This is a genomic window from Pseudonocardia sp. NPDC049154 (assembly GCF_040648315.1).
Taxonomy (GTDB): Bacteria; Actinomycetota; Actinomycetes; order Mycobacteriales; family Pseudonocardiaceae; genus Pseudonocardia.
This window is the reverse complement of sequence record NZ_JBEZDN010000030.1, coordinates 30,296-55,763: the sequence shown is the minus strand read 5'-3', so window position 1 is coordinate 55,763 and position 25,468 is coordinate 30,296. Positions and strand designations below refer to the sequence as shown.

32 protein-coding genes and 1 other RNA gene are annotated in these 25,468 nt (G+C 70.5%); 13 read left to right on the top strand and 20 right to left on the bottom strand.

The window, feature by feature from the left end; genetic code table 11:
• Window positions 1-14: 14 nt before the first annotated feature.
• The 4 genes from AB0B41_RS17260 to AB0B41_RS17245 form a co-directional block, all read right to left on the bottom strand.
• Window positions 15-872 carry a hypothetical protein gene (locus tag AB0B41_RS17260; RefSeq protein ID WP_358204095.1) on the bottom strand — a complete coding sequence of 286 codons (858 nt, stop codon included), beginning with the start codon at window positions 870-872 and terminating at the stop codon, window positions 15-17.
• Window positions 869-5,176: an NlpC/P60 family protein gene (locus AB0B41_RS17255; protein WP_358204093.1), complete on the bottom strand. Its 4,308-nt coding sequence runs from the start codon at window positions 5,174-5,176 to the stop codon at window positions 869-871. The genes AB0B41_RS17260 and AB0B41_RS17255 overlap by 4 nt, the downstream gene beginning before the upstream one ends.
• Before the next feature lie 270 nt (window positions 5,177-5,446).
• The gene (locus AB0B41_RS17250) at window positions 5,447-6,016 is read right to left on the bottom strand and encodes a hypothetical protein (RefSeq protein WP_358204090.1); all 570 of its coding nucleotides are present in this window, start codon (window positions 6,014-6,016) and stop codon (window positions 5,447-5,449) included.
• A gap of 103 nt (window positions 6,017-6,119) precedes the next feature.
• Window positions 6,120-6,632, bottom strand: a complete 513-nt coding sequence (locus AB0B41_RS17245) for a hypothetical protein (protein WP_358204088.1) — start codon at window positions 6,630-6,632, stop codon at window positions 6,120-6,122.
• 103 nt (window positions 6,633-6,735) lie between these two features.
• On the opposite strand from AB0B41_RS17245, the gene AB0B41_RS17240 reads away from it, so the two are divergent.
• On the top strand, window positions 6,736-6,951 hold the full coding sequence (locus AB0B41_RS17240; protein ID WP_358204085.1) for a hypothetical protein: 216 nt from the start codon (window positions 6,736-6,738) through the stop codon (window positions 6,949-6,951).
• On the opposite strand, the gene AB0B41_RS17235 is transcribed toward AB0B41_RS17240, so the two are convergent.
• From AB0B41_RS17235 to ssrA, 16 genes are all read right to left on the bottom strand, one after another.
• Complete coding sequence (locus AB0B41_RS17235) at window positions 6,948-7,358, bottom strand: hypothetical protein (protein ID WP_358204083.1); 411 nt, start codon at window positions 7,356-7,358, stop codon at window positions 6,948-6,950. The genes AB0B41_RS17240 and AB0B41_RS17235 overlap by 4 nt on opposite strands.
• A complete protein-coding gene (locus tag AB0B41_RS17230) occupies window positions 7,355-7,747 on the bottom strand; it encodes a hypothetical protein (protein ID WP_358204081.1) in 393 nt (130 codons plus the stop codon). Before AB0B41_RS17230 ends, AB0B41_RS17235 begins: the two co-directional genes overlap by 4 nt.
• The gene (locus tag AB0B41_RS17225; protein WP_358204079.1) at window positions 7,740-8,174 is read right to left on the bottom strand and encodes a DUF6093 family protein; all 435 of its coding nucleotides are present in this window, start codon (window positions 8,172-8,174) and stop codon (window positions 7,740-7,742) included. Before AB0B41_RS17225 ends, AB0B41_RS17230 begins: the two co-directional genes overlap by 8 nt.
• Window positions 8,171-8,776, bottom strand: coding sequence for a hypothetical protein (locus tag AB0B41_RS17220; protein ID WP_358204077.1), 606 nt, complete (start codon window positions 8,774-8,776; stop codon window positions 8,171-8,173). The genes AB0B41_RS17225 and AB0B41_RS17220 overlap by 4 nt, the downstream gene beginning before the upstream one ends.
• A gap of 14 nt (window positions 8,777-8,790) precedes the next feature.
• Entirely contained in the window at window positions 8,791-9,690 is a 900-nt protein-coding gene (locus tag AB0B41_RS17215; protein ID WP_358204074.1) for an N-acetylmuramoyl-L-alanine amidase, read from the bottom strand.
• A 79-nt stretch (window positions 9,691-9,769) separates the two neighbouring features.
• Window positions 9,770-10,960, bottom strand: coding sequence for a DUF5309 family protein (locus AB0B41_RS17210; RefSeq protein WP_358204072.1), 1,191 nt, complete (start codon window positions 10,958-10,960; stop codon window positions 9,770-9,772).
• A gap of 11 nt (window positions 10,961-10,971) precedes the next feature.
• Entirely contained in the window at window positions 10,972-11,655 is a 684-nt protein-coding gene (locus AB0B41_RS17205) for a hypothetical protein (protein ID WP_358204069.1), read from the bottom strand.
• 49 nt (window positions 11,656-11,704) lie between these two features.
• On the bottom strand, window positions 11,705-12,646 hold the full coding sequence (locus AB0B41_RS17200; RefSeq protein WP_358204066.1) for a hypothetical protein: 942 nt from the start codon (window positions 12,644-12,646) through the stop codon (window positions 11,705-11,707).
• Entirely contained in the window at window positions 12,643-14,172 is a 1,530-nt protein-coding gene (locus tag AB0B41_RS17195; protein ID WP_358204064.1) for a phage portal protein, read from the bottom strand. The genes AB0B41_RS17200 and AB0B41_RS17195 overlap by 4 nt, the downstream gene beginning before the upstream one ends.
• A gap of 13 nt (window positions 14,173-14,185) precedes the next feature.
• The gene (locus AB0B41_RS17190; RefSeq protein WP_358204062.1) at window positions 14,186-15,811 is read right to left on the bottom strand and encodes a hypothetical protein; all 1,626 of its coding nucleotides are present in this window, start codon (window positions 15,809-15,811) and stop codon (window positions 14,186-14,188) included.
• On the bottom strand, window positions 15,808-16,179 hold the full coding sequence (locus AB0B41_RS17185) for a hypothetical protein (protein ID WP_358204059.1): 372 nt from the start codon (window positions 16,177-16,179) through the stop codon (window positions 15,808-15,810). Before AB0B41_RS17185 ends, AB0B41_RS17190 begins: the two co-directional genes overlap by 4 nt.
• Window positions 16,180-16,388: 209 nt before the next feature.
• A complete protein-coding gene (locus AB0B41_RS17180; RefSeq protein WP_358204057.1) occupies window positions 16,389-16,730 on the bottom strand; it encodes an HNH endonuclease signature motif containing protein in 342 nt (113 codons plus the stop codon).
• Entirely contained in the window at window positions 16,730-16,999 is a 270-nt protein-coding gene (locus AB0B41_RS17175) for a hypothetical protein (RefSeq protein ID WP_358204054.1), read from the bottom strand. The genes AB0B41_RS17180 and AB0B41_RS17175 overlap by 1 nt, the downstream gene beginning before the upstream one ends.
• Window positions 16,999-17,373 carry a hypothetical protein gene (locus AB0B41_RS17170; RefSeq protein WP_358204052.1) on the bottom strand — a complete coding sequence of 125 codons (375 nt, stop codon included), beginning with the start codon at window positions 17,371-17,373 and terminating at the stop codon, window positions 16,999-17,001. Before AB0B41_RS17170 ends, AB0B41_RS17175 begins: the two co-directional genes overlap by 1 nt.
• Window positions 17,374-17,381: 8 nt before the next feature.
• Window positions 17,382-19,292, bottom strand: coding sequence for a hypothetical protein (locus tag AB0B41_RS17165; RefSeq protein WP_358204050.1), 1,911 nt, complete (start codon window positions 19,290-19,292; stop codon window positions 17,382-17,384).
• A 14-nt stretch (window positions 19,293-19,306) separates the two neighbouring features.
• Window positions 19,307-19,389: a transfer-messenger RNA gene (ssrA, locus tag AB0B41_RS17160) on the bottom strand.
• A 1,429-nt stretch (window positions 19,390-20,818) separates the two neighbouring features.
• Here ssrA and AB0B41_RS17155 point away from each other — a divergent pair.
• The 12 genes from AB0B41_RS17155 (at window position 20,819) to AB0B41_RS17100 (ending at window position 25,288) form a co-directional block, all read left to right on the top strand.
• On the top strand, window positions 20,819-20,995 hold the full coding sequence (locus AB0B41_RS17155; RefSeq protein ID WP_358204047.1) for a hypothetical protein: 177 nt from the start codon (window positions 20,819-20,821) through the stop codon (window positions 20,993-20,995).
• A gap of 80 nt (window positions 20,996-21,075) precedes the next feature.
• On the top strand, window positions 21,076-21,213 hold the full coding sequence (locus AB0B41_RS17150; protein WP_358204045.1) for a hypothetical protein: 138 nt from the start codon (window positions 21,076-21,078) through the stop codon (window positions 21,211-21,213).
• Complete coding sequence (locus AB0B41_RS17145; RefSeq protein ID WP_358204043.1) at window positions 21,210-21,422, top strand: hypothetical protein; 213 nt, start codon at window positions 21,210-21,212, stop codon at window positions 21,420-21,422. Before AB0B41_RS17150 ends, AB0B41_RS17145 begins: the two co-directional genes overlap by 4 nt.
• Before the next feature lie 79 nt (window positions 21,423-21,501).
• A complete protein-coding gene (locus tag AB0B41_RS17140) occupies window positions 21,502-21,870 on the top strand; it encodes a hypothetical protein (RefSeq protein WP_358204040.1) in 369 nt (122 codons plus the stop codon).
• Between the two features lie 78 nt (window positions 21,871-21,948).
• Window positions 21,949-22,185, top strand: a complete 237-nt coding sequence (locus tag AB0B41_RS17135; RefSeq protein ID WP_358204038.1) for a hypothetical protein — start codon at window positions 21,949-21,951, stop codon at window positions 22,183-22,185.
• Between the two features lie 305 nt (window positions 22,186-22,490).
• Window positions 22,491-22,808 (top strand): hypothetical protein, encoded by a 318-nt coding sequence (locus AB0B41_RS17130; RefSeq protein WP_358204036.1) that lies wholly within the window; start codon window positions 22,491-22,493, stop codon window positions 22,806-22,808.
• A gap of 85 nt (window positions 22,809-22,893) precedes the next feature.
• Window positions 22,894-23,322 carry a hypothetical protein gene (locus AB0B41_RS17125; protein ID WP_358204034.1) on the top strand — a complete coding sequence of 143 codons (429 nt, stop codon included), beginning with the start codon at window positions 22,894-22,896 and terminating at the stop codon, window positions 23,320-23,322.
• A 79-nt stretch (window positions 23,323-23,401) separates the two neighbouring features.
• On the top strand, window positions 23,402-23,878 hold the full coding sequence (locus tag AB0B41_RS17120; protein ID WP_358204032.1) for a hypothetical protein: 477 nt from the start codon (window positions 23,402-23,404) through the stop codon (window positions 23,876-23,878).
• 82 nt (window positions 23,879-23,960) lie between these two features.
• The gene (locus AB0B41_RS17115) at window positions 23,961-24,392 is read left to right on the top strand and encodes a hypothetical protein (protein ID WP_358204029.1); all 432 of its coding nucleotides are present in this window, start codon (window positions 23,961-23,963) and stop codon (window positions 24,390-24,392) included.
• Between the two features lie 80 nt (window positions 24,393-24,472).
• A complete protein-coding gene (locus AB0B41_RS17110) occupies window positions 24,473-24,925 on the top strand; it encodes a hypothetical protein (protein ID WP_358204027.1) in 453 nt (150 codons plus the stop codon).
• A gap of 7 nt (window positions 24,926-24,932) precedes the next feature.
• Window positions 24,933-25,079, top strand: a complete 147-nt coding sequence (locus AB0B41_RS17105) for a hypothetical protein (protein WP_358204025.1) — start codon at window positions 24,933-24,935, stop codon at window positions 25,077-25,079.
• Window positions 25,061-25,288 (top strand): hypothetical protein, encoded by a 228-nt coding sequence (locus AB0B41_RS17100; RefSeq protein WP_358204023.1) that lies wholly within the window; start codon window positions 25,061-25,063, stop codon window positions 25,286-25,288. The genes AB0B41_RS17105 and AB0B41_RS17100 overlap by 19 nt, the downstream gene beginning before the upstream one ends.
• Window positions 25,289-25,468 lie beyond the last annotated feature (180 nt).

The window sequence follows — 25,468 nt, the reverse complement described above, 5'->3', positions numbered from 1 at the left end:
TCCTAGTCCTTCGCTCACAGCCACGCGGGCCGGTAGGTGGCGATCGCGACGCACCCGGCGTCCACGCCGGAGATCGGGTGGTAACGCACGGAGCTGGTCCCCGGCGGCAGCCGCCACCAGGTCGAGGCGCCGAAGTCGAGGTAGTTCAGCCGGGAGGCGTCCGGGTCGGAGTTGAGCAGCGCGGTGCGCGCTGCCGTGTCGATCTCGACGTACTCCCCCGCGGCGAGGACGAGATCCTCGGTGAAGCTCAGCGTCTCGCCGGTGTCCTCGCAGGTGTAGCGGGGTCCGGCGCAGGGCCCGTAGAGCTTCGCCTTCTGGTGCTGCCAGGTGTTGCCGGGGTTGACGACGAGCACTGCGCCGGCCGGCATCGTGGCCGGGTACGTGCGCGGGGGCGCCAGCGCGTAGGTCCGGCCGGCGAGCGCCCCGCCGTCCGCAGCGATCACGACCTCGAGCTCGGCGCTGGACTCCCACGCGCCATCCGGCGCGACCCACTGCATCTGCACGTCCCGGGCGACCGGGTACATCGGCATCTGGAAGGGGCTCGAGCCCTGGTTGATCCGGAGCCGGAGCCGGCGCTCGACGTCCCACTCGTCGTCCGCCACCACCAGCAGCGGGCGGGACCGCGGGTGCATGAACCGCTTGAGCTCGTCGAGCACCGAGGAGTCCGTCCCGCCCTGGAGGCGCACCGCCAGGCTGACCGCGGCCGAGCCGTGGAACGCCGTCGTGTCGTCGGCGCCGTCGGTGTCGGTGCGGTCGGCGACGGCCTCGCGAACCGTCGGATGAGCCACCTCGAAGGAGGTCACCCAGAGGTCGTCGCGGTCCCACAGCGACATCTCCTCGGAGTCGAGGACCAGCCGCATGTTCGTGATCACAGGCCCGCTCCTTGGATGGCGAACTCGGTCCGCTGGTTGAACAGGTCGACGTCGACCGTCTCCCGGAAGTGGTTCTCGTTGTTGATCGTCACGTTCCGGCCGCCGGCCCCGCCCTGCGGCGACACGCCCGAGGAGGGCGTGTACGCGACACGCCGAGGCCTCGAGATCACGTCGACCAGCCGCTCGAACGCTGCGGTCTGCCGCGGCGAGAGCACGCGCTCCGGCTCGACGGTCGCCTTCGCCAGCAGGCCCTTGTCCTTGGCGATCCCGCCCCGGTCGTAGTGGCCGCGGGCGTTGTGGAACGCCAGGGCGGCGATCGGGTCGCCGTAGCGGCCCCGGATGTAGTTGAGGCCCCACAGGGCCTGGCCGCCCGGCGTCGGCTCGACCGGCCCGTGGATCGACTGCATCTTCTGGAAGAGGCCAGCCGCGGACGATCGCGGGTTGCGCGCGTTCGGGTTCCAGCTCGATTCCTTCTGGATCAGCCGGTCGAGCGCTGCCCACTGGGCGCCGGTGTTCCATCCGTAGCGCGCCGCCACGGCGCGGACCTGCTCGCGGACCGGGCCTCCACCCTCGACCCCGCCGACCACGCCGGCCGGGGCCGGGTAGTGGAAGATCTCGTTGAACAGCCGGTCCATCGGGCTGCGGGCCTCGGGGCCGACGATGACCCCTCGGCCACCGCGAGACTCGATGTTGACGCCCATGATCGAGCCGGCCATGTGGCCGATCCCGCCCCCGGCGTTCTTCGTCGACCCGATCGTCAGGCCGGGGCCCGGCCCCGGGATCCCGCCCGGCCACGGGAAGTTGCTCGTCGAGCCGACCCGGCTGTGCGGCGGCAGCCCGTTCATCACGTTCATGACCGCGGACATGAAGCCCGAGCAGTCGTAGCCAGCCGGGCCGACGCCGCCCCAGATGTAGGGCTTGCCGACCTCGCCGCGGGCCCACTCGAGGGCGTTGCCGCCACCCTGGGCGGCCTCCTCGAGCTTGCGGACCTTGTCGGCGATGAACGGCTTCATCCCCGCGATCAGCGCGCTGGAGATCCCACCGTGCAGCTTCATGGCGATGTCCGGCATCGGGTTGCCGGTCATGAACACGCCACCATCGGCGAAGGCCTGACCGCTCTTGGCGAGCATCCGGGCGACCGAGGGCGTGCCGCCGGCGCGGGCGGCGCGGTTGATCCGCTCGAGCCCGACCGCGCCGCCGATGGCCTTCGTGGCCTCGGGCCGGAGGATGCCCTCCCCGCCGGAGAGACCGAGGAAGCCGGCCGTGGGCGAGTAGAACGTGTGCACGTCGCGGCCGGGGGTGTAGCCCGGAAGGACAGTATCCACCATGCCACCGGTCGCGAGGCCGCCCACGCGAGACGACGTCACACCCTGCGGGTCGATCGTCCACGTCGAGCCGTCGGGGGCCTTCCACTGCGGCAGGTTGACCTTGCCGTCACCGGTGACGGTGAAGTTGCCGTCCGGCAGCGTCTGCACCCGATCGGCCAGGGCGATCAGCTCGGAGCGCAGCGGCTCCTTGACCTTGGCCGCGAGCTCGAGGTACGTGTCGCGCTGGGCCTGCGCCGAGCGGGCCGCCCCGTCCGCGGCACCGGACGCCTCGGCGTCCTTGGCCGCCTTCTCCCCGGCCGCCTGGGCCGCCTGCACGGCGGACTCCTTCACCGCCAGGATCGCGTCGCGGCCCTCGAGAGACGCCGCGGAGTGTGTCTTGAGCGTCTCGGTCGCGCGGGCGTTCGTCTGGTCGAACGTCAGCATCGCCCGCTCGGCGGCCATGTCCGCCGAGACCGCTCCGGTGAGCACCTGGTTCTGGTAGATCACCGCCGCGGTCATGCGGTCGACGCCGTCGCGGGCCATGATCTGCGAGATCTCGACGTCGCGGGTCGCCGACTGGTAGCGCCCGAGGGCGCCGATCGCCTGCGGGCTGTCCGCCCCGAACCGCGCGACCTCGCGGTTGTAGTCCATCTGCGCGAGCGTCGCCGAGGCGGTCGCGCGCTGAACCGGGTCGACCGCGCGCGACTGCGCGATCAGGGCGTTCGTGACGTTCTCGGTGGCGAGTCGCTGGAGCTCCTGGGCGTCGCTCATCGCGCCCACGGACCCGGCGAACAGGTGGCCCAGGGCCGAGCGACCCTTGATCACCTCGGCTTCCTTGGCGATCGCGTCCTGGATCGTCATCGAGCCGGAGGTGACCGCGTCGGCGTAGTCCTCCGCCTTCGAGCGGTTCACCTCGTACTGCCAGGCGACCAGGGCCAGCGCCGCACCGACCCCGGCCATGATCGGCCCGAGGTTGCTCAGAACCTTGCCCATCTTGCCGGTGGCGGTCATGACCCGCTCGCCCGCGTTCGCCGAGCCGGTGAGCTTCTCGGTGAACGTGCCCATGTGGATGGCGGCGCTCTGGCTCTTGCCCGGCAGGTCGCCGATGAACTGGCCGAGCCGGGAGAACTTGGCGATCTCGATCCCGCGGAGCGCGAGGTTCAGCATGCCCATCGCGGAGGCCGCGGCGAGCAGCGTGGTGCCGACCCCGGGGATGCTCGCGATGAAGCCGAGGGCCTCGGCGAGACCCTTGATCACGGCCAGGACCGGACCGCCCAGGGGTGCCGCCGCGACGGCGATCTCACCGATCGCGCCGGCGATCGAGCCGATGGTGTCGAAGACCTTCGGCGCCATCTCTTCGACGTAGCGGATGAAGTCGTGGAACCCGTCCGAGGCGGACAGGCTCGCCGACCACTTCGCGAAGCGATCGGCCATGTCGTCCAGGCCGCCGATGACGTCCTTCGCCATCGGGTTGAACGCCATCTGGAGCGAGGCGACACCGCGCGCCAGCTTCTCGGTGATCGAGAAGAAGCCAGTGAGCACCGGCTGCGCCTGGTTGGCGATGAACAGCGTGTACTCGCGCCAGAACGGGTCGCTGAACGCCTTGCCACCCTCGCGGGCGACCGTGCCGAGCGCCTCCGACGTCTTCGACACGAGGTACTCGACCTCGGGCAGGATGACCATCAGGTCGCGGATGCCGTCCTCGAATCCGGGCAGCATGCCGGCCTGGGCCAGCGACTGGAGCTCCTTGAGCTGCGGGCGCAGCGAGTACAGGAACGCGACGAAGCTCTGTCCGGCCGGCGACAGGGCGTCGAGCGTCTCCTGGAGCTTCTTCGCCTCCGTCGACTGCTTGCCCATCGCGTCACTGGCGTCGGCCACCGCGTCGGAGAGCCGAGCCTGGGCCTCCTGCACGCGCAGGGCGGCGTCCTGCGTGCGCTGCGCGTTCTCCCGCTGCGTGCTGGCGACCTCGGCCTGGGCCAGGATCAGGTCCTTCTGCGCATCTCCGACGCCGCGCTCGGCGTCGGCCAGCGAGCGCTTCGCCGAGACGACCCCGGCCATGCCCTCGACCCCACCGGCCTCGGCCTTGTTGAGGTCCACGGTGTTGCGCGTGCGGTCACGCTGCACATCGGAGAGCCGGTCCTCCGCGCGCAGCACGTCGATCCGGGCCTTCTCGAGGTCGTTGGCCGAGGTCGCGCCGTTCTTCTCGGCCTTGGTCAGCTCCTCGCGGGCCTCCTTGAGCCGGAGGTTCGCCTCCCGCTCGTCGAGGGCGAGGTCCGAGGACCGCTCGCGCATGTCCTCCATGTCGCGGATCGCCTGCTGGCGAGCCTCGTTCAGCGCCTCGAGCGCGTACGTCGTCCGCTGGTGAGCGGCGGCGAGATCCTCTTCGGCGTCCTCGACCCGGCGCGTCGCCGCGGCGCTGGCCGCGGCGTTCTGCTCGACGGCCTGGCGCTGGTCCTGTTCTGCGCGCACGACAGCAGCCCGAGCCGTCTCGACGGCCCGGGTGGCGTTGCGGCGCTGGGACGCGGACTCGGCCGCGTTCTGCCCGGCGGAACGGTCGGCATCGCCCATCGCCTTGAGGGCGTCGCCGACGCCCCAGAGCCCGCCGACCAGCACGCCCAGGCCGGCGCCGAGGGTGCCGACCGTGGCGCCCAGCCCGAGCAGTGCACCACCGGCCACGCCGGCCGCGGCCACAGCGGCCGGGCCCAGCGCGGTGATGCTGTTCATGATCAGTGCGACGTCGCGCTGCGCGCCGCGCATGTCCATGTTGACCTTGGCGGTGTACTGCTTCTGGAGCCGGTCGAGCCGGCTCTTGAGCTCGGCGACCTCGGCAGCAGCCTTGGCGGCGCCGTCGACCCCGACCTTGGCCTCGTACTTGCGGCCGGCGAAGCGCTCCGCCTTCTTCCGGAGATCGTCGGTGGCGTCGGCCGCCTTGTTGGCGGAGCTGACGTAGTCCCGCGAGTCCATCTTGAGCTTGGTATTGACGACCCTGTCGGCCACGGTCGGCAGCTCCTTACTCGGGGGTCTTCGTCATCCGGACCATCACGCCGGCCTGGTCTCCGCCGTCGTTCACGAACTTGTTGATCACGCGCTCTTGGGCGGCGCAGGCGTGGCAGCGGATCGGCTCGCCGTCGTAGGCGAACTGGCTCTCCTTGCGCGTCGTGACCGAGAGCGGGTGGCCGCAGCCACCGCAGAGGTCGTCCTGGTACGCCTGCCAGGCCAGGGCGAGGGCGCGGTCCTCATCGGTCCACGCCGGCTCGCCCGGCCCGACTACTCGTCCGAGGAAGACGCTTCGGGGGATGCCGCGGGAGCAGCAGAAGCGGAGCTCCTCCCGGAGTCCCGGAGAGCGGCGGATGCGGTGAAGGAGCTCATCCCTTTTGGGGCAGCGGTGTTCACTTCCCAGGCGCCGTCGAACAGGTCGCCCTGCTGGGCGGTGGACAGGGAGGCGAGCAGCGCCTCGACCTTGTCCGGGTCGTCCATGCCGGCCGGCTCGACGCAGCACGCGGCGATCGCCGCGGGCGGGAACGCGTCCACGTCGAACAGTCGCTTGCCGGCCTTGTCGGGGTGCTTCGCCATCAGGTCCGACCAGGCCTTGGCCGGCAGTGCGCGGAAGCGGAAGTCGAAGGTGCGGGCCTTCATCTCGCCCTCGAGCTCGGCGAGGCGCGCGCGGATCTCGGTGTCGCGCCCGCCACCGAGGGTGCGGACCGGGCCGAGGTTCTCCAGCTCGTCCTTGAGCTGCTCGTACTCGCCGACGAGCTCGCCGGCCACACACACGGGGACGACGCGCTCGACGGGCTTGGCCGCGGCGATCACGTCGTCGACAGAGAAGGTGTTGCTCACGTGCTACTCCTGACCTTGGAGGCCCTGACCTGGGAAGACGAACGGGAGGGTCGGCGGAGCGACGAGCAGGTCAGGTGACTCGCCGCCCCGCCGGGTCTGTGGGTCAGGGCCCTGCGATGACGGCCTCGAGCGCCGGGTCGCCGGTGACGAACAGCGGCAGGGTGAAGGTCTGGAGCTCGTTCGCGGCCGGGTTGGCCTTCGAGCGGGTCCCGCACTGGACGGGGAAGACCTCGAGCTCCTGGGCCGCCGCGTAGGCGGTGCCGGCGGGCAGGTTGTCGCGGACCACGAGGTAGCCGCGGGTGCCCTTCTTGAGGGTGTGGTAGGCCTCGTCGGTGGCCGGGGCGATGGCCTCCTCGTCGAGGCGGACGAGGGTCAGGCTGACCTCGAACGAGGTGCGGCCGACCTGCATCGTGCTGAACACCGAGCAGAGGCGGGACGTGTCGACCGACTCGTCCGAGGCCTCACGGCCGAGGCCGTCCGGGGTGATCTGGCACTCGAGGTCGATCGCGCCAGCAGCGGTCAGCTCGGCGACCGTCGGCGAATCGATGTCCGCCATCGTGGGCACCCAGGTGACCTTGTACATCCCGTCGTGGACGAGGCCGGGCATCTCCGACATGGTTACTCCTTCTGGAGGATTAGACTTGACACCCGGCGGCAAGCATCGAATGCTTGCCTCGTGCCGCAGACTGCGGCGACGGAAGGGTGAGGGGGGTTAGACCGTGTACAACTCGGACCTGGCGAACGGCCTGGTCGCGATCACGACAGTGGTCACGATCGTGGGCGTCGTACTGGGCGTCCTGCTGGTCGTCGCCGTGCTGCGGATGTGGAGCCACACCGCGGCGATGCGACGCGAGCTCGAGGCGATCCGTGCCTCGGTGGCGCCGGCTGGTCAGTTGCCGCCGGCGGCTCCGCTGCGGAAGCCCGGCGCCTTCTAGGCCGCCTGGCTCACCAGGCGGAACTCCGCCAGAGCGATGTACAGCGGGGGCTGGGTCGTCTCGTCCCGGGTGACCGGGACGGCACCGAGGGTCTGTGACATGCGGTGGGTTCGGCGACCGGAGACTGTCGGGGGGTCGCCGAGCAGTACCGCGCGCGCCTTGTCGAGCGCCCACGTGGCCTGCTCCGGCCCGGCCCCCACGGCGTGCACCATGAAGTGGATCGTCAGCTTCGACCGGTCCCCGCAGAGCCGCGCGTCCTCGACGTCACCGGGGTCCGGGTAGATCGCCAGGTACGGCGGGTTCGCCGCCGGCCCGACGCCGAGGGCGACGCCCAGGGTGGTGGGCACTCCGGCCTTGAGCTTCGCGATCACCGCGCTGACGTGCGGCTCCGCCTCGGGGATGCTCACAGGAAGCCTCCCTCGGCCTTGGAGATCTCGCGGTAGAAGTTCGGGGCCTCCGCGCGCAGCGCGGCGCCGCCGTCGTTGTGCGGCGGGTTGTTGACCGAGCCGAACTCGAGCAGGTGCGCGAGCGGGCCCTGGCTGGTCTTCTTGTCCGGGCCGATGATGGCCGTGGTCTCGTACTTCGTCGTCCGGACGTCGTAGCCGATCGACTTCGGCAGGTGCGGGATGTGGCCGTGCCGTTCGCGCGCCCGCATCCGGCGCTGCCAGCCGTCCTTGATGTTCTGCGCGCCGCGCTTAACGATCTTCGCGCCCTCCTGCGGCATCATCGCCGCGGCGGCGCGGATCTCACGCGTCCAACGATCGAGTTCGCCGGACTCCAGGGATGCGTCAGCCATAGGTCACCCCGCCGCGCTCCTGCGTCCAGACCGCCAGCCGGCGGTGCGTGCGGGTGTCGCTGTACTCCACCCACGCGACCGGGAGCCGCTTGCCGGTCAGCCAGTTCTCGTCGCCGCCTGTCATGACCACCACGTCGGCGATGTCGACCGGGGTGGTCTCGGTGGACCGGGTCCAAGGGATCTCGACGTTGTAGGCGTTCGTGACGAGCTGGCGCTCGGCGGAGCTGCCGTCCTGCTCGGCCGGGGAGAAGGTCGGCCGGACCCGGCACGGGCCCTCGTAGACCAGCGTCTCCGCGGGGGTCGTGTACTCCCCCGTCTCCGGGTCGAACACCGGGTCGCCGCTGCCCGGCCGCAGGATCCGGCAGGTCGAGCGCATCAGCGCCTCCCGGCGCTTCCGGCCGCGGCGCAGGATGGACTCGATGCTCACCCCTGCACCTCCAGCCAGTGCACCCCGCCCCCGCCGTACGCGGCGCGGAGGCGGTCGATGATCCGCTGCGGCAGGGTGAGGCCGGCCGCGGAGTCGCCGCCACCGGCCTCCGGGGTCTGGAAGGACACCTGGTAGTCGTCGATCTTCTCCGACCGCTGCGAGACGCCCGCGGTCAGACCGAGCGACTCGGTGCTCTCCGCGGCGGCCAACGAGGACGCCGCCAGGACGCACGTCCACTTCACGATGTCGTCCGGGATCGGGTCCCAGCCGTGGGTGAAGGTCACGGTGACCGGGCCGCACTGCCGCGGCACGCAGAGCGTCCGGGGCCCGGTGCGGTACCAGCCGACCGGCTGGCCGTCGACCACGACGGCGGAGACCTCGTGGACCGGCCAGGCCGGGAGCTCGTAGCGTCCCGGCCGGTCCGGCCACAGCTCCGTGGTGGAGGTCATCTTCGAGAGCGGCTGACCGATGATCGACCGCATCTCGGCCGAGGCGTCGATCAGAAGCTCCTCGTACTGCGCGAGCGCCGGGTCGTCGTCGGGGAGAGTGACGCCGAGCCGAGCCGCGAGCTGCTCAGGCGTGGCGAGCGGCTCGAGCGCCATCGTCTACCTCCTGGTCAGGCCGCGTGCTCGCCGGTGCTGTCGTCGTCCGCGGTGAGCAGCTCGAGCACCTTGCGGATCTCGGCGCGCATCGACAGGACGTGGCCGTACTCGTTGTCGAGCTCGCCGCCCGGCCGACCGGCCAGGGTCAGCGGCGAGTTGAGCTGGCGGTCGATGCGACGAAGCATGTCGACCAGCGTCAGCTTCTCGTTGGCCGCGGCGCCGCCGTAGCGGGTCGTCGCCCAGCCGGTGCCGCCCTTCGGCCACGGGTTGGCCAGCGTGCTGTTCTCGCCGCAGATCTGCTGGAGCAGCACACCCACGGCGTTCTTCACCTGGTCCCACTCGGCCTGCGGAACGTTCGCCATGTCGTCCTCCTGGAAGGTCCCGCGGAGCCAGCCGCGGACCACGTCGCGGAAGGCGTTCATGTCCCAGAACGCCGGGTCGATCTTGCGAGTGGGGGCCCACTCCTTGTGCCCCAGGACGTTGCCCTCGCCGACGCCCATCGCGTGGCAGAGAGCGGCGACGCCGCGGGGGTAGTTCGCCCGCTGCTCGTCCGTCCAGTCGTCGACCAGCCCGCACGACTCGGCCTCGATGCCGATCAGGTAGCGGTTGCCGTCGTTAGCCGGCACGAAGCGCGCGGCGCCGGCGCCGGCGTGGTTCGCCCGGCCGGCAGCGATGACGTGGAACACGCCGTCGCGCGCGAGCATGAGCTGCGCGAGCGGGCCCTGGAGGTCCGACCGCCCGTCCCGGACGATGCCCAGGGACGGCAGGATGCCGGACCGCGGTCCGGCGGTGTGGTGGAGCAGCACGCCGAGCGGTGTGAATGTGCCGCCCGTCCCCCGGCCCTGCCAACCGGGCTGCTCGTACACCGGCAGTCCGCCGGCGCGTAGTGCATCAGCCAGCCACGGAGCGGCCACTGTCTCTCCTTCTCGAGCTGGTGTAGGAAGGCGGGGGGAGGCCGCGGCAGAGGGCACCTGCCGCGGCCTCACACCAGGCTCAGACCGCCAGGCCGCGGAGGACGCCGTGGCGCCGCTCGTCGCCGTACTTGAGGCCGAGCTCGCCGTAGATCTGCGTCTTGTCGGTGGCGCCGGTCTTGGCCAGCTCCTCCTCGAACAGCACGCCCTTGCCGGGGATGCTCAGGAAGACCGGGTTGATCTGGGAGAGGTCGACCAGCGCGACCGCGTCGGCCGGGAGGGCCCGCTCGAGCACCAGGTTCAGCGTGCCGAAGTCGGTCTCCACCGTGGTGACGTCGAGGCCACCGACGTTGCGGGTGCCGGCCATCGCGTCGGCCTGGCCGTACGCCGCGGCGTACGCGGCGGTGATCGCCCGCTTCTGCCGAGACGGGACGAACAGGGTCGCGGTCTCCTGCTGGGAGATGCCGCCGTTGTCCCACACGCCCTGCATGAACACGTTCAGCGTGTCGACGGTCAGCGGGGTGCCGGCCTCGACGTAGGACACGGTCGCCGTGCCGATGGTGATCGGGGTGCCGCCCGGGGTGGCCGCCACCTTGAACGTGCCGCTGGCCGAGCTCACGACGTAGTAGACCCGGTCCGCGCGGATCGCCGAGGAGGCGCCGGTGTCGGTGAAGACGACCTTGTCACCGTCGGACAGGCCGTGCGAGGCCGAGGTGACGGTGTCGGTCGCGGTGGACACGCCGGTCACCTCGCCCGCGGCGCTGCGGTTGGTCTCGATGGCCTGGAGCAGGCCACGGGTCCGGCGCGCGGTCGTGTTGTCCGTCGGCTTGTGGTAGGTCGAGTGCCAGAAGACGTAGTTGACGTCGCGGGCGATCTGGATCAGGGACTGCTCGACCTGCCAGGCGTGCTCGTTGCGGACCGCGTTGGAACCGCTCGAGCCGGTGTTCAGCGAGTCGGCGGCGTAGCGCTCGACCGCGGCCTGCTTCGTGTAGGTCGTCGCGACGGCCTCGTGGAAGATCTGGACGATGTTGCTCTTGGCCGACCGGACGCGGGCCTCGGGGTTGGGGGCGTCGGCGCCCTCCAGACGGGGCCGGATCTCCGGGTCGCGCAGGTCGAACTCGCTCCACTCGAACTCGGTGTCGGCGGACTGGCCGCCCGAGTTGAGGCCCCCGGACAGGGACAGGAGCGGGGTGTCGACGGGCGTGATGTTGAGCAGCTCGCCGTGGTAGTTCGGCAGGTTGAACGTGCTGCCGATGGCGGTGATACCGGCCATGTCGGGGTCTCCTACTTCTTGGCTGCGGCGGCCAGGTCAGCGGCGCGCTTCTGCTTGAGCGCGATCGCTCGCTGAAAGTCCCTGGCCTTGGTGGCTTCTGCGATCTCGTCGTCGATGGTCTTGGTGCCGCCCTCGTTGCGAGGACCACCATCGGCGCCGCCCTGGAACCTCTTGCCGCCTTGCGCAGCCAGGTAGGGCTTGGTCTTGAGGAGGTCGTCGATCGCCGCGGTGACCGCGGTGGTGTCGACCTCGCCGTTCTCGTCGACCTCGAACTCGTCGAGGTCCAGGAAGCGGAGCGCGTCGGCCGGATCGGCCAGCTTGCCGGCGCTCGCAGCGCGCAGCTCCGCCTTGAGGATCTTCTGGTTGGCCTTGGCGAGAGCGTCGGCCTGCACCCTGTCCCTCTCGAGCTGGGCCTGGTGCTCGGCCTCCTTGCCCTCCTGCTTGGCCTTGTAGGCGTCGTACTCCGCCTTGATCCGGGCGACCTCGTCGCGGGCCGCCTTGCGCTCGGCCTTCATGGTCTCGAGCGCCTTCTTGCCGGGGTCGCCCAGGTGCTCGGCACCAGGCGGGTCGGCGTCGTCGCCGCCCTTCTCGCCCTGCTCACCGTTGCCGCCGGCCGGCTGGCCCTCGTTCTTGCCGGGGTCGCCGTCCTTCGGCTCGCCCTCGTTCTGCGGGCCGGTGTTGTCCTGACCAGACATGCGTTCCTCTCCCATTGCGGGTCGGGGTGTGACCAGCCGTTGCGGCTGGTCAGAAGATGTAGCCGTGGAGCGTGAGCAGGCGGATGGCCTCGGCGCGGTCGCCGCCGGCCTCCTTGTAGATCTGCTCGGGCCGGAGCCGCTGCCGGATCTTGCGACCCGTCTGCGCCCGGAAGGATGAGTGGGCGAGCCCTCGGCGGGTGGTGCCCTCGGTCGTGAACTTCCGGCCGCCCGCGGTGTACATGCCGCGGTGGGCGTTGATCACCTGGCCGACGTCGGCGCCGTCGCGGATCGCCTGCTCGTCGGCCTTCGACAGGCCGGTGACCTTCCCGGCGAGCACCGCGGCCCGAGGGTCGGTGCGGAGGTCGTCGAGGGTGTCCTCGGCGAACGGGACGTGCCGGCAGTCGCAGTTCGGGTGGCGCTCGAAGCCGGCGTTCCACTTGTAGACCCGGCCGGCCAGGACCGCGCAGCGTCCGCAGCTCGGCGGGGTCAGCATCCGGACGTAGCCGGTGAGCACCGGCCGCGACGTGATCGCGACCCCGTCGGCGACGCGACCGGCGTCGGTGACCTCGGTGGCGACGATGGTGGCGAGCCACTTCTCGCCGATGTCGAGGGCCTCCGGGAGGCTGGCCCCGCGGCGTAGCGCGATCTGCGCGCGCTGCACCGGCATGTACATCAGCGTGTCGAGCGGGCGGCCATCCGCGGCCTCTCCGGCGAACGCCTCCGGGTCGATCCGGCCCTCGCCGGCCGACCGGCGGTCACCGCCGAAGATCGCGTCGATCATGTCGGCGACGTAGCCGTCCGCCTCGTCGGCCGAGGCGAGCTGGCCGAGGATCAGCGCGGCCAGCGCCTGCGGTCCGATCGTGTTGACGTAGGCCGCTTCCCAGTCGCCCGGCGGGAGCTTCTTCCACTCCCGCACGGCTACGGCCGCGGCTGCCCCGCTGATCTGCTGCATCCGCTCGTAGTGCGCCTGGGCGACCGAGCGGATGGTCACTGCTCGTCAGCCTCGGCCTTCTTCTTGGCCGGCGGCTTCTTCTCGCCGCCCTCGTCCTCGGGGTCGACCTCGTCCTTGCCCTTCTGGGCGGCCTCGCGGTCGAGCTGCTTCTCCCGCTGCGCCAGCATCATCAGCGGGTCCTCCCGGATCTGCGCCTTGTACATCCGCATCAGCCGCTCGAGCTCGTCGGCGTCGCCGCCGACGTACCGCTCGGCGATGTACTCGAACGGGAAGCCGATCTCCTTGAGCTTCGCCAGGGCGTCGACCTTCTGGGCCTCGGAGCGAACCTCGTGGTCGGCCCAGATCACCGTGCCGCCGCGCACCGCGCGGGCCAGGGTCTCGTCGCCGGCCACCAGGGCCATCAGTCGGTGGATCTCGCGGATGGCCTCGTCGGAGGTCTCCATCCGCTCGCCGACCTTCGCCACCAGGCCCGAGTCGAGGGCCTTGAGCGTGTCGCCCGAGATGTTCTGGATCGAGCTGGCGAAGTAGTAGAGCGGCGTCTTCGTCTGGTTGCCGATGTGGTTCGCGGCCTTCTCGATGACCCCGGTGAAGGCGTCGAGGTTGGCCGAGTCCCACTGGCCGATCTTCGCGTCCGGGCCCTCCAGGTTGAGGATCCGCTTCACGTTGGCGTCGGGCAGGTCGAGCGGCTTCTCGCCGATCTTCTGGCCGTTCTCGTTGAGCACCGGGATCTTCGGGAGCTGCGCGCCGAGGATGACCCTCTGCGGCAGCGCGGCGAAGTCGGCCGCGGTGAACAGGTAGGCCCACAGCGCGTTGATCGCGTCCTGCATGGCGATCACGCCGGAGATCTCGCTCAGCGGCTGGCCGAGCAGCTTCGGCCGGTTCTGGATCTCCACCATCGGCACGACGCCGAGCGGGTTGGGGATCGGCCAGGCGTCGTCACCTGCGGCCTGCCGCGGCTGCCAGCCGGCGAGACTGGCGCGCGTCGACTCCGGGAGCTCGAGCCCGCCGACCGCGGCGCCCAGCCGCTGTCGCTGGAACTTCCACACGAAGTCGGGCGTGTACAGCGTGGCGTAGTCGAACTCGTCGTCCGACCACCGCTTGAGCGCCGAGCGGCGCTTGCGCCGGGAGCCGGCCTCGTAGCAGACGATCGCCTGCCGGGGGTCCTCGAAGGTGACCTCGGGAACGCCCTCGTCGTCGCCGTCGTCCCACACCAGCGCGAACACGCGCCGTGACGTCGCCATTGTACCGAAGGCCAGCGGAGAATCGGCCGCTGCGCCGCTCTCCTCCCACCACTGCCGGAGCTGTGAGTCGACCTTCGTCGCCTCGCGCGGACGCACGCCCATCAGGCGCAGCCGCTCGGTCATCGCGTCGACCACCGGGGCGCACCAGTTGTCAGCGAACCCGCTGTACTGGTCGCCGAACCAGTCCCGGTACTGCTCCGAGGCGAACGCCAGCGGCTGCTTGCCGTCGTAGTAGTCGACGTGCCGCTGGATGTCGTCGCGCCGGCGGCTCAGCTCCTTCTCGAGCTTCGCCACCTCGGCGAGCGCATCGTCCACAGGCGCCACGGGGTTGTCCTCCTCACGCCATGTAGACGGCGTACGTCGTGGTCCACAGCCCGGCGGCCGTGGCGTCGCCCGCGGCCTCGTGACAGATCACGGAGGTCACACAGGCGTCGATCTTCTGGCTCTGGCTCGGCTTGGCGAGCACGTACCGCTCGGCCGGCCGCGGGGCCTTCCTCGCGTTGCGCACGTGCACCTGCGTGAGCGAGCAGCCGTCGTGCCGGAAGGTGCTGTCCGCCTTGTTGATGTCGGTCAGCAGCCGCTCGGCCGCGGCGTGCATCTGCACTGGGCGGTAGGTCGCCCAGCGGAGCACCACGGTCTCGCCGTACTTCGCGGCCCACTCGTCGATCTCGGTCTCCCACCACGGCGGGTCCGCGTACATTCGGACCACGCGGTACTGCGCGAAGACCCGGTCAATGGCCGCGGCCACCTCGAGCCGCGGCACCTGGCCGCCGTGCTCGGCGGGGTTCCAGATCATCGGCCGACCGTCGGAGAAGGTCGGCGTGAACTGGTAGCCCTCCTTGGTCTCGCACCGGATGGCCGTGTGGTCGTCGACATCCGAGCCGTCGAAGCCGACGACGACCTCGATCCCTTCCGGGACCTCGCGGGGCTCCGCCTTGGCGTCCCACTTCTCGATGTCGGCCCATGCGCCGGCGCCGTAGACCATGCGGTTGCCGAAGAAGCGCTCAGCCTGTGACGGGTCGGTCTCCGCGATCTCGGCGGCCTCGGCCTCGATCGCGTCGATGTCGATGTGGTCCGAGCCCTTGTAGACGTAGACCAGGATCTTGCGACGCTCGGCCTTGTTCTTCCAGCTCAGGTGCTTGGGGGGCTCCCGCCAGAAGCGGAAGATGTCGGTCGCCTTCGACTCGAGCGTGCGCTGCGCGACCGAGTCCTCGGACGGGTCGGGCGCGTTCGTCGTCTCGATCGCTCGGCCGCCCATGCCGGCGAGGCCGCGGCGCTGGGTGGTGGCGACCTTGCGCAGCTTGTTGACGTCGTTCCAGGTGCCGGTCTCGTCCATCAGGACGAACGACACCGGGTTGCCCAGGCGGGACAGTGCGCTCGAGGTGACCGCGTCGATCCGGCCCTGGTCGCCGATGCGCGTGAACTCCTCGCCCACGCGCAGCAGCTCGCTCAGCGGGCCCTGCTTGACCATGCTCTTGAGCGGGTCGTAGACGTTCGCGACCTGGTCCGACGAGCTCGCCGTGAGCTGGATCAGGGGCATCGGCCACGGCCGAGCCATCGGCTCGCCGTGCTCGTACTTGTACCACCAGCCGCACGAGCAACCCCAGTCCGCGCAGCGGTACTTCTCGCCGCCGCCGGCCCAGCCCCAGAACACCGCCGGCCCGACCGCCTCGTTCAGCGTCCAGGTGGCCGCGCCCGGGCCCTTGCCTGACTTCTGCGGGCCGATGACCAGCGAGCGTCGGTAGTGAAACGCCGATGCGAGCTGCCCGATCTTCGCCTCGGGCTTCACGCGGTAGTGGTTGAGCGTGACCCAGGCCTGCCAGTCGTAGGACACCCACGGATCCCCGGCGTTGAACCGGTCCGGGATCACGCAGTGCTGGCTGATCCACGACTCGACCAGGGGTCCCAGCGAGGGGAACTCGGGGATCTTGTTCCCGTCGATGTCCCAGAAGAAGCCGGTCACCGCTCCGCGCGGAAGCGGTTCCGCGCGTCGATCACGGGCGAGGGAGGCTCGTCGTCCTCGTCGGCGGCCTGCGACGGCGCGGTGCCGATCTTCCACTTGAGCGAGTGCATGCCCGGGACGGTGATGCCGAGGTTGTCGGCCATGCGCATCACCAGCGTGCCGAGGGTCGCCGAGGCGTCAGGGAGCTCCACCTCGGTGAGTCGGCGGGTGTAGATCGCCAGCTCGAACTCGAGGCCGAGGGCCTCCCACATCACGGCCTGCGGCTTCTTCCACAGGCCGCGCCAGATGTAGGCCTCACGCGGGGTCGGCTCGCCGGCCAGCGGCCAGCGGGGCTCCGGTCCCTGTCGGCCCTCCGCGGGGAGGGTCACCCACTCCCCCGCGTCGCGGGAGCGACGCAGCGCGTTCGGGTCGGGCGCGGGGCCAGACCGGGTGCGTGCACCACCTCGGGGCATGATCGTTCTCCTGTCCGCGTTGCGCGGTCGTGAGGCGCCGGCCTTGCGCCGGCGTCCGGTAGCCCCGCCGTTAGGCGGGGCCGGGTCTGTCGCCGAGGGAGCAGTGCCGCACCTCGGGGAGGTTCCTACGGCGCATGCCACCCTCCGGGCTGGTCTCGAGCGGTGCGCTGCGAGTGATGGGAGTGGCAGAACGGCCGGAGGTTCGACCAGTCGTGGCCGCGGGGCGCCAGCGGGCCCAGGCCGTCGATGTGGTCGGCGTCCGTCGCCAGCAGCGGGCACCCCGGCTCGGAGCAGAACGGGTTCTCGTCGAGGAAGTCCTCGCGCGTGCGGCGCCAGCGCTTGTCGTAGCCCCGCTCGGCCGCCGTGCCGCGGCTGCGGTCCGCAGCTCGAGCGCAGTCGGCGCAGCGGCCAGCGTCGGTGAGGTTCGGGCAGCCGGGGCGCGAGCAGACCTTGAGCCGCCGTGGCACTACCGCTCCCGGACGGTCACCTGGAGCGTCCGGTCGTCGATGCGGCCGGCCGAGGTGGTGACCCGGTTGGTCACCTTGTAGGACTGGCCGGCGGTGCCGCCGGCGAGCCAGACGACGGTCTTCTCGCCCTCGATCGTCTCGCCGCTGGCCGTGAGGCCCTCGGGGACGATCCACGTCGAGGCGGTGATCGTGTCGCCGTCCTCGAGCCAGGCCGACCAGTCGATCGCGTAGTCGAGCTTCGCGTCGGGGTCCTTCGTGAAGTAGATCATCAGACGACCGTCGGGTCACCGATCTCGAAGTCGACGGCCGGGATGTTGGTCGTCGAGCCCGAGGTCAGCGCCGGCGAGCTGGCGTCCACGTCGGTGCGGGCGAGCAGGCTGGTCCCGTCGATGACGCAGTACGAGGCGGGCGTGCCGGACGCGGTCACGGAGACGCCGTTCTTCGCCGCGACGGTGACCTTGCGGCCGTCCACGTCACCGTTCGCCTTCGTGAAGTCGCCCGAGGCCAGCGTGGTCGTCGCCAACGAGGCGGCGAGCACTCCGGCGCGGTCGGCCGGGGCGCCGGAGCAGATGTGCAGGGCGTTGCCCGTGGCGATCTTGTCGAGGGCGGCGTCGAGGACGGAGTCGTTGAACAGGGCGGCCATGAGGGCTCCTATGCGGTGATCTTGCGGGGGCTGGCCGCGACCGAGGCGCGGCGGGCCTCCCCCGCGACTGCGAGGCGACGGCCCTCGGACTGAACTTCGATGCGCCGGGCCTCCGCCTCGGCCCGGACGAGCCGGGGATCCGGCTGGAGCGAGAGCGTGCGCTCCGCGGGAGGCAGCGGGATGAACGGCAGGATGAGGATCCGCTTCGCACGCGCGAGAGCGCGCGCCCGCACCACCGCCAGGTCGACGACCTGCTCGACCGGCGCGGCCGTGGCCCGCGAGCTCGCGCGCGCCCCGCGGACCGTGAGCTCGAGGATCGAGGCGACCCGAGGTGACGTAGCCCGGGAGCTCAGGCGGACGCCGCCGACCTGCATCGGCGAGACCTGCGTGAGCCGCGGCCGTGAGGCCGAGCTCGAGCCGCGGGCCTCGCGGACCTGGATCGGGACCCCGGCGACCGTGAGCTCTGGCCGCTCGGCGCGCGTAGCGGCGCGCGCCCCCGAAACCTCGAGGTTGACGATCGGCGCGACCCTCGGCGAGCTCGCGCTCGTCGACAACCGGGCACTTCGGACGACGAGGTCGCTGCGCTGTGCCAGCTCCGGCGCCGTCGCCACCGTCGTGCTCCGAGCGTCGTGCACCTCGGTGAAGCCGATGGAGGAGACCGCCGGCAGGCTGGCCGTGGCCTCCGATCGTGCGCTCCGAACCACGAGCTCGTGGAGCTGCTCGAGCGCCGGAGAGCCGGCGCGCGTCTCGGCGCGCGCGGCCCGAACGACTGCCGCCTGGGCCTGATCCAGTACCGCGGTGTCCGCAGCGCTCTCCGAGCGAGCGTCGTGGACACCCACCGGGGAGAGCTGAGTGATCAGCGGTGTCCCGGCCCGTGTCGCCGACCGAGTGTCCGGCATGACGACGGCGGAGCCCTGCGTCAGGAGCGCGGTCTCGGCTCGAGCCTCGGACCGTGCACCGCTGACGACAGCCTCGGTGAGCTGCGAGAGGAGTGCCTCGTCGGCCCGGGTGGCCGCCGCAGCGGTCCGGACGGCGACCGGCTGCTCCTGCTCGAGCACCGGGGAGCGTGTGCTCGATGTCGACCGCGCGTCCCGAACGATCAGGGAGTAGGCCTGCGAGAGCGTGGGTGCTGTCGCCCGCGTCGCGGCTCGTGCTCCGAGGACGACCGGCGTACTGGCTTGCGCCAGCGTGGGCCCCTCGGTCCGCGAGCTCGAGCGAGCGTCGTGGACGACCGCCGGGGAGTGGAGCTGGGAGATCTTCGGCCGGTCGGCCCGCGAGGCTGCGCGCGCCTCGTCGAGCACCAGCACCGACCGCTGCGACAGCAGCGGCTTATCGATCCGCGTGACGCCTCGGGCGTCGCGCAGGACCAGCACTGTGCGCTGCGTGATCACCTTGCGGTCCGCGCGCGTGGCGGCGCGCGCGTCGTGCAGTGGCAGATTCACCGAGGTGACGGCGTAGGTCGCCGACAGGCTGACCCAGTCCAGGCTCACCGTGCTGGAGACGTTCTGGATCCACCACGTGGCGCCGAACCGGACCTTGAGGTTCCCGGCGTTGGCCTTGGCGATCGACAGGCCGCTGCGCGTGAACGACGAGGTAGTGGCCGAGGTGCTCTTGGTTAGCGCCTGCTGGGCGCCGATGGCCGTGGCCCCGTCGAACAGTTGGGCCTGCACCGAGTTGACCCGGGTGGTGTCGCTGACGAAGCAGCGCAACGCCACTGTGATGCTGCTGATCTCGGCGCCAGCCGGCAAGGCAGTGTCGAGACCGAACGCTGCCAGGTCGCACTGGTACGTGGCGTTCGCCTGGTTGCCGGTCAGGACAGCGTAGTTGCCGGCCGTGGAGCCGGTGGCGTTGCCGAGGTTGGCCCAGGAGCCGGAGACCGCCGTCGCGGACCCGGCGTAGACGTCGGGCTGGACGGGCATGGATCCTCCGGGGTGAGTGGACCAGGCGGGAATCGAACCCGCGTCCGCCAACGGTCCGCGTGCGGCCTTCGTCGGCGTCGACACCAGGCTCTGGCCCGTGCGCACCGCCGGCGCCCGAGTGGTCGGGCCGCCCGGCGGCACGGCTTCCGGATCCCCCGCGGTGGGATCCAGCAGGATCACGCCAGCAGTGAGCCTGGGGCTCAAGCTGGCGGAGTGCGCCCGCCGGGCTCCCGGTATACCCCGGGTCACGCGGTCGGACGGCTTCCCGACGCCCACGGCGTCGGACGATTCTGGGTAGACCCCGCCTTAACCGGCGGGGGGTCGACCCGATCGGACCCGATCTGGCCGCCCTTCAGGGGGCGGCCGGTCCGATCGACCCGATCTCGGCCGCCCCTCCGGGGGGCGGCCCGGTCGGTCGGACCTATTCGGCCCGACCTCTTCGCCCGCTCGATTGCGTCGCTCGCTTCGCTCGCTCGATTGTAGTGCGGGCCGCGGAAGGATCGGTCAGTCTCGATCCGAAACTAAGCTTGCCCGACGCGGCAAGCGCTCCCTGGCGGGCGCTTGCCCTCACCCAGGCAACCACTCCGACCTCGGCGATCTTGCTCTGCTCGGCCGTCAACCCAGGCAGGTCGGACGCCGCGCGCTCGAAGCGCGGCGGAGCGCCGGCAGCCCGGCGCGGAACCCGTGTGAGCACCGCCGCCGGCGTTGCTCCATTCGGGATACCCCCCGGTTCTGAACCTGCCGCACATCTCGGAGCCCTCCCCAGCGGTCCCGAGGCGAGGGCCGGCAGGGGGTACCCCCCGGGGGTAGGGGTATGCGAAGATCAACGAGAGCAGTGCTCTTGCCTGGTCGGAGGGGGTTGACAGAGCGGTGCTCTCTGTGGCAGCGCCGCTCGGCGCAGGATCCTGGACGTCGGCCGGCCGACGTGGTAGCCGCGGCGCCGGCCAGGTCGGCGAAGACGATGATCATGCCCTTGACCTGCGGATATGCCCTTTGCACTACCCCAATCAGGTGACAGGGGTTGCGCATGCTTGCCGCGCTGGGCAAGCTTGGTGGCAAGCAAGGACGAGGGGCCAGCAGGCCAGAGGGCAAGGCGAGGCAGGGGCCTCGCACTAGGTAGGGCAGGGCCTCACCACACGGTGGGGACACGGACTACCGCACCTGTTCGTTGAGAACTCAATGCCCGGTTCCCTCACTAGCCCCCCTCACGGGGGAGCAGGGATGCAATGGGGCGTCACGCTTCTGCCAGCGGATGGCAGCACCTTCCTTCCTTCGTACCGGCGTGCGAGCCCAGCTCGCGCGTTGGCACTGGACCAGGGGGGATGGATGGAGGGGGGCGAGCACGGGAGTAGCGGGCATCGCGCCTGGCAAGTACCAAGATCGGGAGGCAGTGTGTGCCCGTGAGGGAACGTCCACCGTCGGCAGGCTGCAACGTACAAGGGCCTCCGTCCCTCTCCATCCCTTCCCCCTGGTCACGGTGCGAGCACCGGTCACCAGACCAGCGCCGGCTAGGAAGGGTGATGATCATGAGCAACAACGACCGCGTAGAGCTGGACACCTACACGGACCAGCAGTACGGCGCGTTCGTCCGGCTTGCCGACGTCGTCGGTCCGGACGCCATGGTCGATGCGTTCCCCAGCGTCCCGGGCGTCGAAGCGATGGCAGCCCGGTACCGGTCCGAGGAGGACGGGGGCGACGACTGATCAACAACGGTGGCGCTGGTCGAAGGACCAGCGCGCGCCGCCGGTGATCAGCCGGATCACGAAACGGAAGGGTGATGATCATGGGGGACGTCTACGCGGACCGCTGTACCGAGTGCCACCACGGCCTCGGTTGGGTGACCGTCTACGTCGTTGACTTGCTCGGCGAGCCGACGGGCGACACGTGGCAGGCGCCGTGCAACGGCGAGGCCCACCGGTGAAGCGGATCATGGTCGGCCTGGTGGCCGGCGCAGCGATCATCTTGACCGGCGCGTGCGGTAGCCCGCTGGTCAACGTGACCACGGGCGACGTGTCGGAATCGGCATGGGACTGCCTACTCGGGAAGGGATACCGGGGCGACCCGACGGACCGTCGGGAAGCGCTGGTCAACGTACGCGACGCGGACGTGCGGTGGTGTGAGCAGCACTGATCAACAACGGTCGGGCACGGGGACACCCGTGTCTGCGCCGCCGCTGATCAGAGCGGACAACCTAGGAAGGGTGATGATCATGTGTGAGGGCGCATACGCGGTCCGGATCGACGACGCGGTGATCAGCGTCGTGCACATCGGCGAGGTTGCCGACCCCACGTCGTGGGGGATGCGGAACGCCTACGCGTACGACGTCTTCGTCAAGGGCGACCGATTCCACTCCGGCACGGACCTGCGGTCCGGCGTCGGTGACGCGGTCGATGCCAGGGCGATGACCGGCACGCTGCTCGCCTTCCTTGAAGCGGACGCGGAGGCGTACCGCCACGGGATGGGTGCGGAGCCGGACGACGGGTGGATCACCGACGCGGCAACCGCGGAGTGGTGCTACCTCGTCGGTGACGAACTGTCGATGGCGCGGATCGAAATCGAGGAGGGCGACGACGACTGATCAACAACGGTGGATCACGGGCGCAGGTCCGTGGTCGGCCGCCGCTGATCAGGCGGAACCGACGGAAGGGTGATGATCATGGGCTACAGCTACGTCAACTCATCGGCGCAGTACACGATCGACCTGCCCGGCCGCGAGCCGGAGTGGATCTTCGTGGACGTCGAAGCGGTCGGGGGCACGCGTCGTCAGCGCGCGGCCGGCATTGCCGCACGGATGCGCGGTAAGGGCTTCGAACGGTTCGCGGTGAGCTACAGCGAAACCCCCGGGTTTCAGACCGCAACGTCTGCGCGATACCGGAAGCCGATCACAGACTGATCAACAACGGTGGTGCAGGGGGTGACCCCTGCCCTGCCGCCGGTGATCAGCCGGTCCACATTGCCTCTTGTGGCAAGCAAGCGATGCTTGCTACGGTGAGGCAAGCAAGCTACCTAGGAAGGGTGAACACAGTGAGGATCCACAGCGACAACCTCTCATCCGAGGACATCTATGCCGCCGCTACGCGGGCCGGCGTGGGCCTGTACCGGATGGAGGTGCGCGGTTCCCGATCTCGCAAGCGCGCGTTTGACGTGATCTTGGAGGGGTCCGGACGGACCGGTACCCGGTACGGGCAGAACCGAGACATGATCGCGGCCACGTGGGACGAGTGGGGGATCTTCCTGGCGGAGGTCTTCCGCCGGGACCCCGGCGCCACGATCCCGACTGCCTACCGCAGCGCGGACTACTTCCACTGGGCCACGGCCGATCGGTTCCGTGAGCTGCGCGTGGAGGACCAGCACATTCGGCACCGGTGGGACGGCTACGGCCGGTCGATCACCGGGGCATTCCAGGTCCGTGACTGCAAGTGCGGTGCGCGCATGCGGTTCGAGGCACGCGCCGGCGCATGGGAGAACGAGATCAACTTCTCCGTCAACCGCGAGGCGATCAACGCACTTGTCTGATCAACAACGCTGGTCCACGGGCGCGAGTCCGTGGGCACGGCGCCGCTGATCAGGCGGACCACGAAACGGAAGGGTGAACACAGAGATGGCTACCAAGATCAATCAGGAAGAGCGCGACGCCGCGATCAAGCAGCTCCGCGACCTGTTCCCGATCGGGTCCACCGTGCGCACCGTGCTGCGGCACGTGTCGCGTTCCGGGATGACCCGTGCGATCTCGATCATCGACGCGGACGGCGACGACGTGAGCTACCTCGTCGCCCGTGCGACCGGTGACCGGATCGACAACCGCTACGGCGGGATCAAGGTGGGCGGCTGCGGCATGGACATGGGGTTCGCCCTGGTCTACGGCCTGGCGCGCACGCTCTACCGCGACGGGTTCCCGTGCAGCGGTGAGCAGTCGGGCCCGAACCGATGCCCGGCGAACGACCACGCGAACGAGTGGCGGAACCCCGACTGGACGCCGGGCCGCATGCACAGCGACCCCGGCTATGCCTTGTCGCACCGCTGGATCTGATCAACAACCGTGGGGCACGGACTCGTGCCGTGCCCACGCGGCCGGTGATCAGCCGGACCAACCGACGGAAGGGTGAATCATGATCGAGACGACGGACCAGGCGTTCGCCGAGGCGATCCGGGCGGCCGTGGCCGAGCGTGGGGAGGACTACGTCTACCCCCGCGAGTGGCGCATGGGCAACGCGACCAGCGCCGACCTCGACCGACCGCAGGCGCGCGGCACGTGCCGTTACGCGCGGCCGGACGGCGTCCAGGGCGGGGCGTGCATCATCGGCGCCGCCTTGCAGCGCGTCGGCGTGCACGTGACGGACCTGTTCGAGCTGGACGCCACGGCGCCGGGCGCAGAGTCGGCCCTCGCCGCGACGGTGACGGGACTGTCCCCGCGGATGATCGGGGCAGCCAGCACGGCGCAGAGCCATCAGGACCGCGAACTGTCGTGGGGCCTGGCACTGGAGGCGTTCGAGCGCGAGCTCCGGATCCGCGACGAGCACGGCGACTGGTTCACGTGCGAGGAGCACGGCGGAGCCATGACGCAGGACTGCGACTGCGAGCCCTGATCAACAACGGTGGTGCACGGGCCTGGTGTCCGTGCGCTGCCGCTGCCGATCAGGCAGAACACACAACGGAAGGGTGAGGAAGATGGTCGACAAGACCACGCGCGAGGGTGCCGCGCTCTTGGACCTGCTGGCAGGGTGCTGGGAGGCCGCGGGTGTCAGCGGACGGTGGGACCGTGAGGACGTCGCCGACCTGGTCACGCAGACGCTCGACGCGCTGCACCTCGACTTGACGCACCCCGCAGAGCAGGACGGCGGGACGGGCAAGGCCGAGGACTACAGCCTCGAGATGCTGCGCGCGTTCGCCCGCGGCGAGGGGGTCCACCCGAGATCGGAGGCGACCTGCCCGTGCGGCAGCACGGAGCACGAGCTGGACACGCACCCGACAGAGCAGCGGAAGGGCTGGACGCCCGTGCTCGGGGAGTACGTGATCGACGACCCGATCGCCGAGCACCGCGACGGGGAGCACGACGAGGACCCGCAGCCGGAGTGCTGCGCGGCCTGCCGCGAGGACTGATCAACAACGCTGGGACACGGACTCGCGCCGTGTCCTCGGCGCCGGTGATCAGCCGGACAACCAACGGAAGGGTGAAGATCATGAACGGAGACACCACCACCGTGTACTGGGTCGCCGACGACGGCGACCTGGACACGCTGACCCTGTTCTGGACCGAGGAGCGCGCGGAGGCGTACGCCAAGATCCACGGGCAGGAGTACGGCGGGGTCGACATCTTGTCCGACTCCGCGGCGGCCCAGCTCATCATCGACACGGGCGCCGAGGCGGACGAGGAGCGCGAGCACAGCGACCGGGCGCGGTACGTCACCGAGCAGGTGAAGCTGTGGATCGCCAACGACGGTGAGTACTACGAGGAGGCGCGCGGCGCGCTGCGGCGTGGTGGCGTCGCCGGGATGCAGGACTACCTGACCGGCGTGCTGCGCGACGCCCGACACGAGTCGGACGCCGCGTGGCACGTGGCCCAGGAGCTGGCCCCGAACGACTACGACCGGATCCGGTGGACCGATGTCGTCGACGAGCTGGTCGGGGAGTGAGGCATCGATGCGACTGATCAGCGTCAACGCCTTCGTCCTGCTGTTGATCAGCCTCACCATCACGCTGGTCGTGATGGCGTGCACCGACGACAGCACGGCGGCCGACAACTGGCCGACCCCGGGGAACGTGCACTCATGGGTGGCGAACCGATGACCGCGGCGTACGACGAGCTCGGGTTCATCTACCGGGGCCGACTCATCGCGCCGGACCCCGGCTCGATGCCCGACGACCTGTGGTCGTGCCCGGAGTGCGCGGTCCCGGTGATCGGGACGGACCGGGTCACGCACCTGGCCTGGCACGAGCGACAGAACGAACGATTCAGCTACCTGGACGAACGACTCAGCTACGTGGAAGGAGCCTGACCGGATGACGCTGGCCGATCCCTACTCCCGTGAGGGATCGGCACGGCACCGACGGTCAGTCGGATCGACACCAGAACACAACGGAAGGGTGATCACGAGATGGGCATGGGCAAGAGCACCTGGGACGCGGTGGACACCGTGGTCCCGACCGAGGAGGCCCAGGAGGACGAGGCCTGGGAC

Excerpts from the sequence above, each read along its gene's own strand:
- AB0B41_RS17245 (WP_358204088.1), bottom strand. The coding sequence starts at position 6,632 with ATGTCGGAGATGCCCGGCCTCGTCCACGACGGGATGTACAAGGTCACC.
- AB0B41_RS17230 (WP_358204081.1), bottom strand. The coding sequence starts at position 7,747 with ATGGCTGACGCATCCCTGGAGTCCGGCGAACTCGATCGTTGGACGCGT.
- AB0B41_RS17220 (WP_358204077.1), bottom strand. The coding sequence starts at position 8,776 with ATGGCGCTCGAGCCGCTCGCCACGCCTGAGCAGCTCGCGGCTCGGCTC.
- AB0B41_RS17210 (WP_358204072.1), bottom strand. The coding sequence starts at position 10,960 with ATGGCCGGTATCACCGCCATCGGCAGCACGTTCAACCTGCCGAACTAC.
- AB0B41_RS17205 (WP_358204069.1), bottom strand. The coding sequence starts at position 11,655 with ATGTCTGGTCAGGACAACACCGGCCCGCAGAACGAGGGCGAGCCGAAG.
- AB0B41_RS17175 (WP_358204054.1), bottom strand. The coding sequence starts at position 16,999 with ATGATCTACTTCACGAAGGACCCCGACGCGAAGCTCGACTACGCGATC.
- AB0B41_RS17170 (WP_358204052.1), bottom strand. The coding sequence starts at position 17,373 with ATGGCCGCCCTGTTCAACGACTCCGTCCTCGACGCCGCCCTCGACAAG.
- AB0B41_RS17165 (WP_358204050.1), bottom strand. The coding sequence starts at position 19,292 with ATGCCCGTCCAGCCCGACGTCTACGCCGGGTCCGCGACGGCGGTCTCC.
- AB0B41_RS17155 (WP_358204047.1), top strand. The coding sequence starts at position 20,819 with ATGAGCAACAACGACCGCGTAGAGCTGGACACCTACACGGACCAGCAG.
- AB0B41_RS17150 (WP_358204045.1), top strand. The coding sequence starts at position 21,076 with ATGGGGGACGTCTACGCGGACCGCTGTACCGAGTGCCACCACGGCCTC.
- AB0B41_RS17140 (WP_358204040.1), top strand. The coding sequence starts at position 21,502 with ATGTGTGAGGGCGCATACGCGGTCCGGATCGACGACGCGGTGATCAGC.
- AB0B41_RS17135 (WP_358204038.1), top strand. The coding sequence starts at position 21,949 with ATGGGCTACAGCTACGTCAACTCATCGGCGCAGTACACGATCGACCTG.
- AB0B41_RS17130 (WP_358204036.1), top strand. The coding sequence starts at position 22,491 with ATGATCGCGGCCACGTGGGACGAGTGGGGGATCTTCCTGGCGGAGGTC.
- AB0B41_RS17125 (WP_358204034.1), top strand. The coding sequence starts at position 22,894 with ATGGCTACCAAGATCAATCAGGAAGAGCGCGACGCCGCGATCAAGCAG.
- AB0B41_RS17120 (WP_358204032.1), top strand. The coding sequence starts at position 23,402 with ATGATCGAGACGACGGACCAGGCGTTCGCCGAGGCGATCCGGGCGGCC.
- AB0B41_RS17115 (WP_358204029.1), top strand. The coding sequence starts at position 23,961 with ATGGTCGACAAGACCACGCGCGAGGGTGCCGCGCTCTTGGACCTGCTG.
- AB0B41_RS17110 (WP_358204027.1), top strand. The coding sequence starts at position 24,473 with ATGAACGGAGACACCACCACCGTGTACTGGGTCGCCGACGACGGCGAC.
- AB0B41_RS17105 (WP_358204025.1), top strand. The coding sequence starts at position 24,933 with ATGCGACTGATCAGCGTCAACGCCTTCGTCCTGCTGTTGATCAGCCTC.
- AB0B41_RS17100 (WP_358204023.1), top strand. The coding sequence starts at position 25,061 with ATGGGTGGCGAACCGATGACCGCGGCGTACGACGAGCTCGGGTTCATC.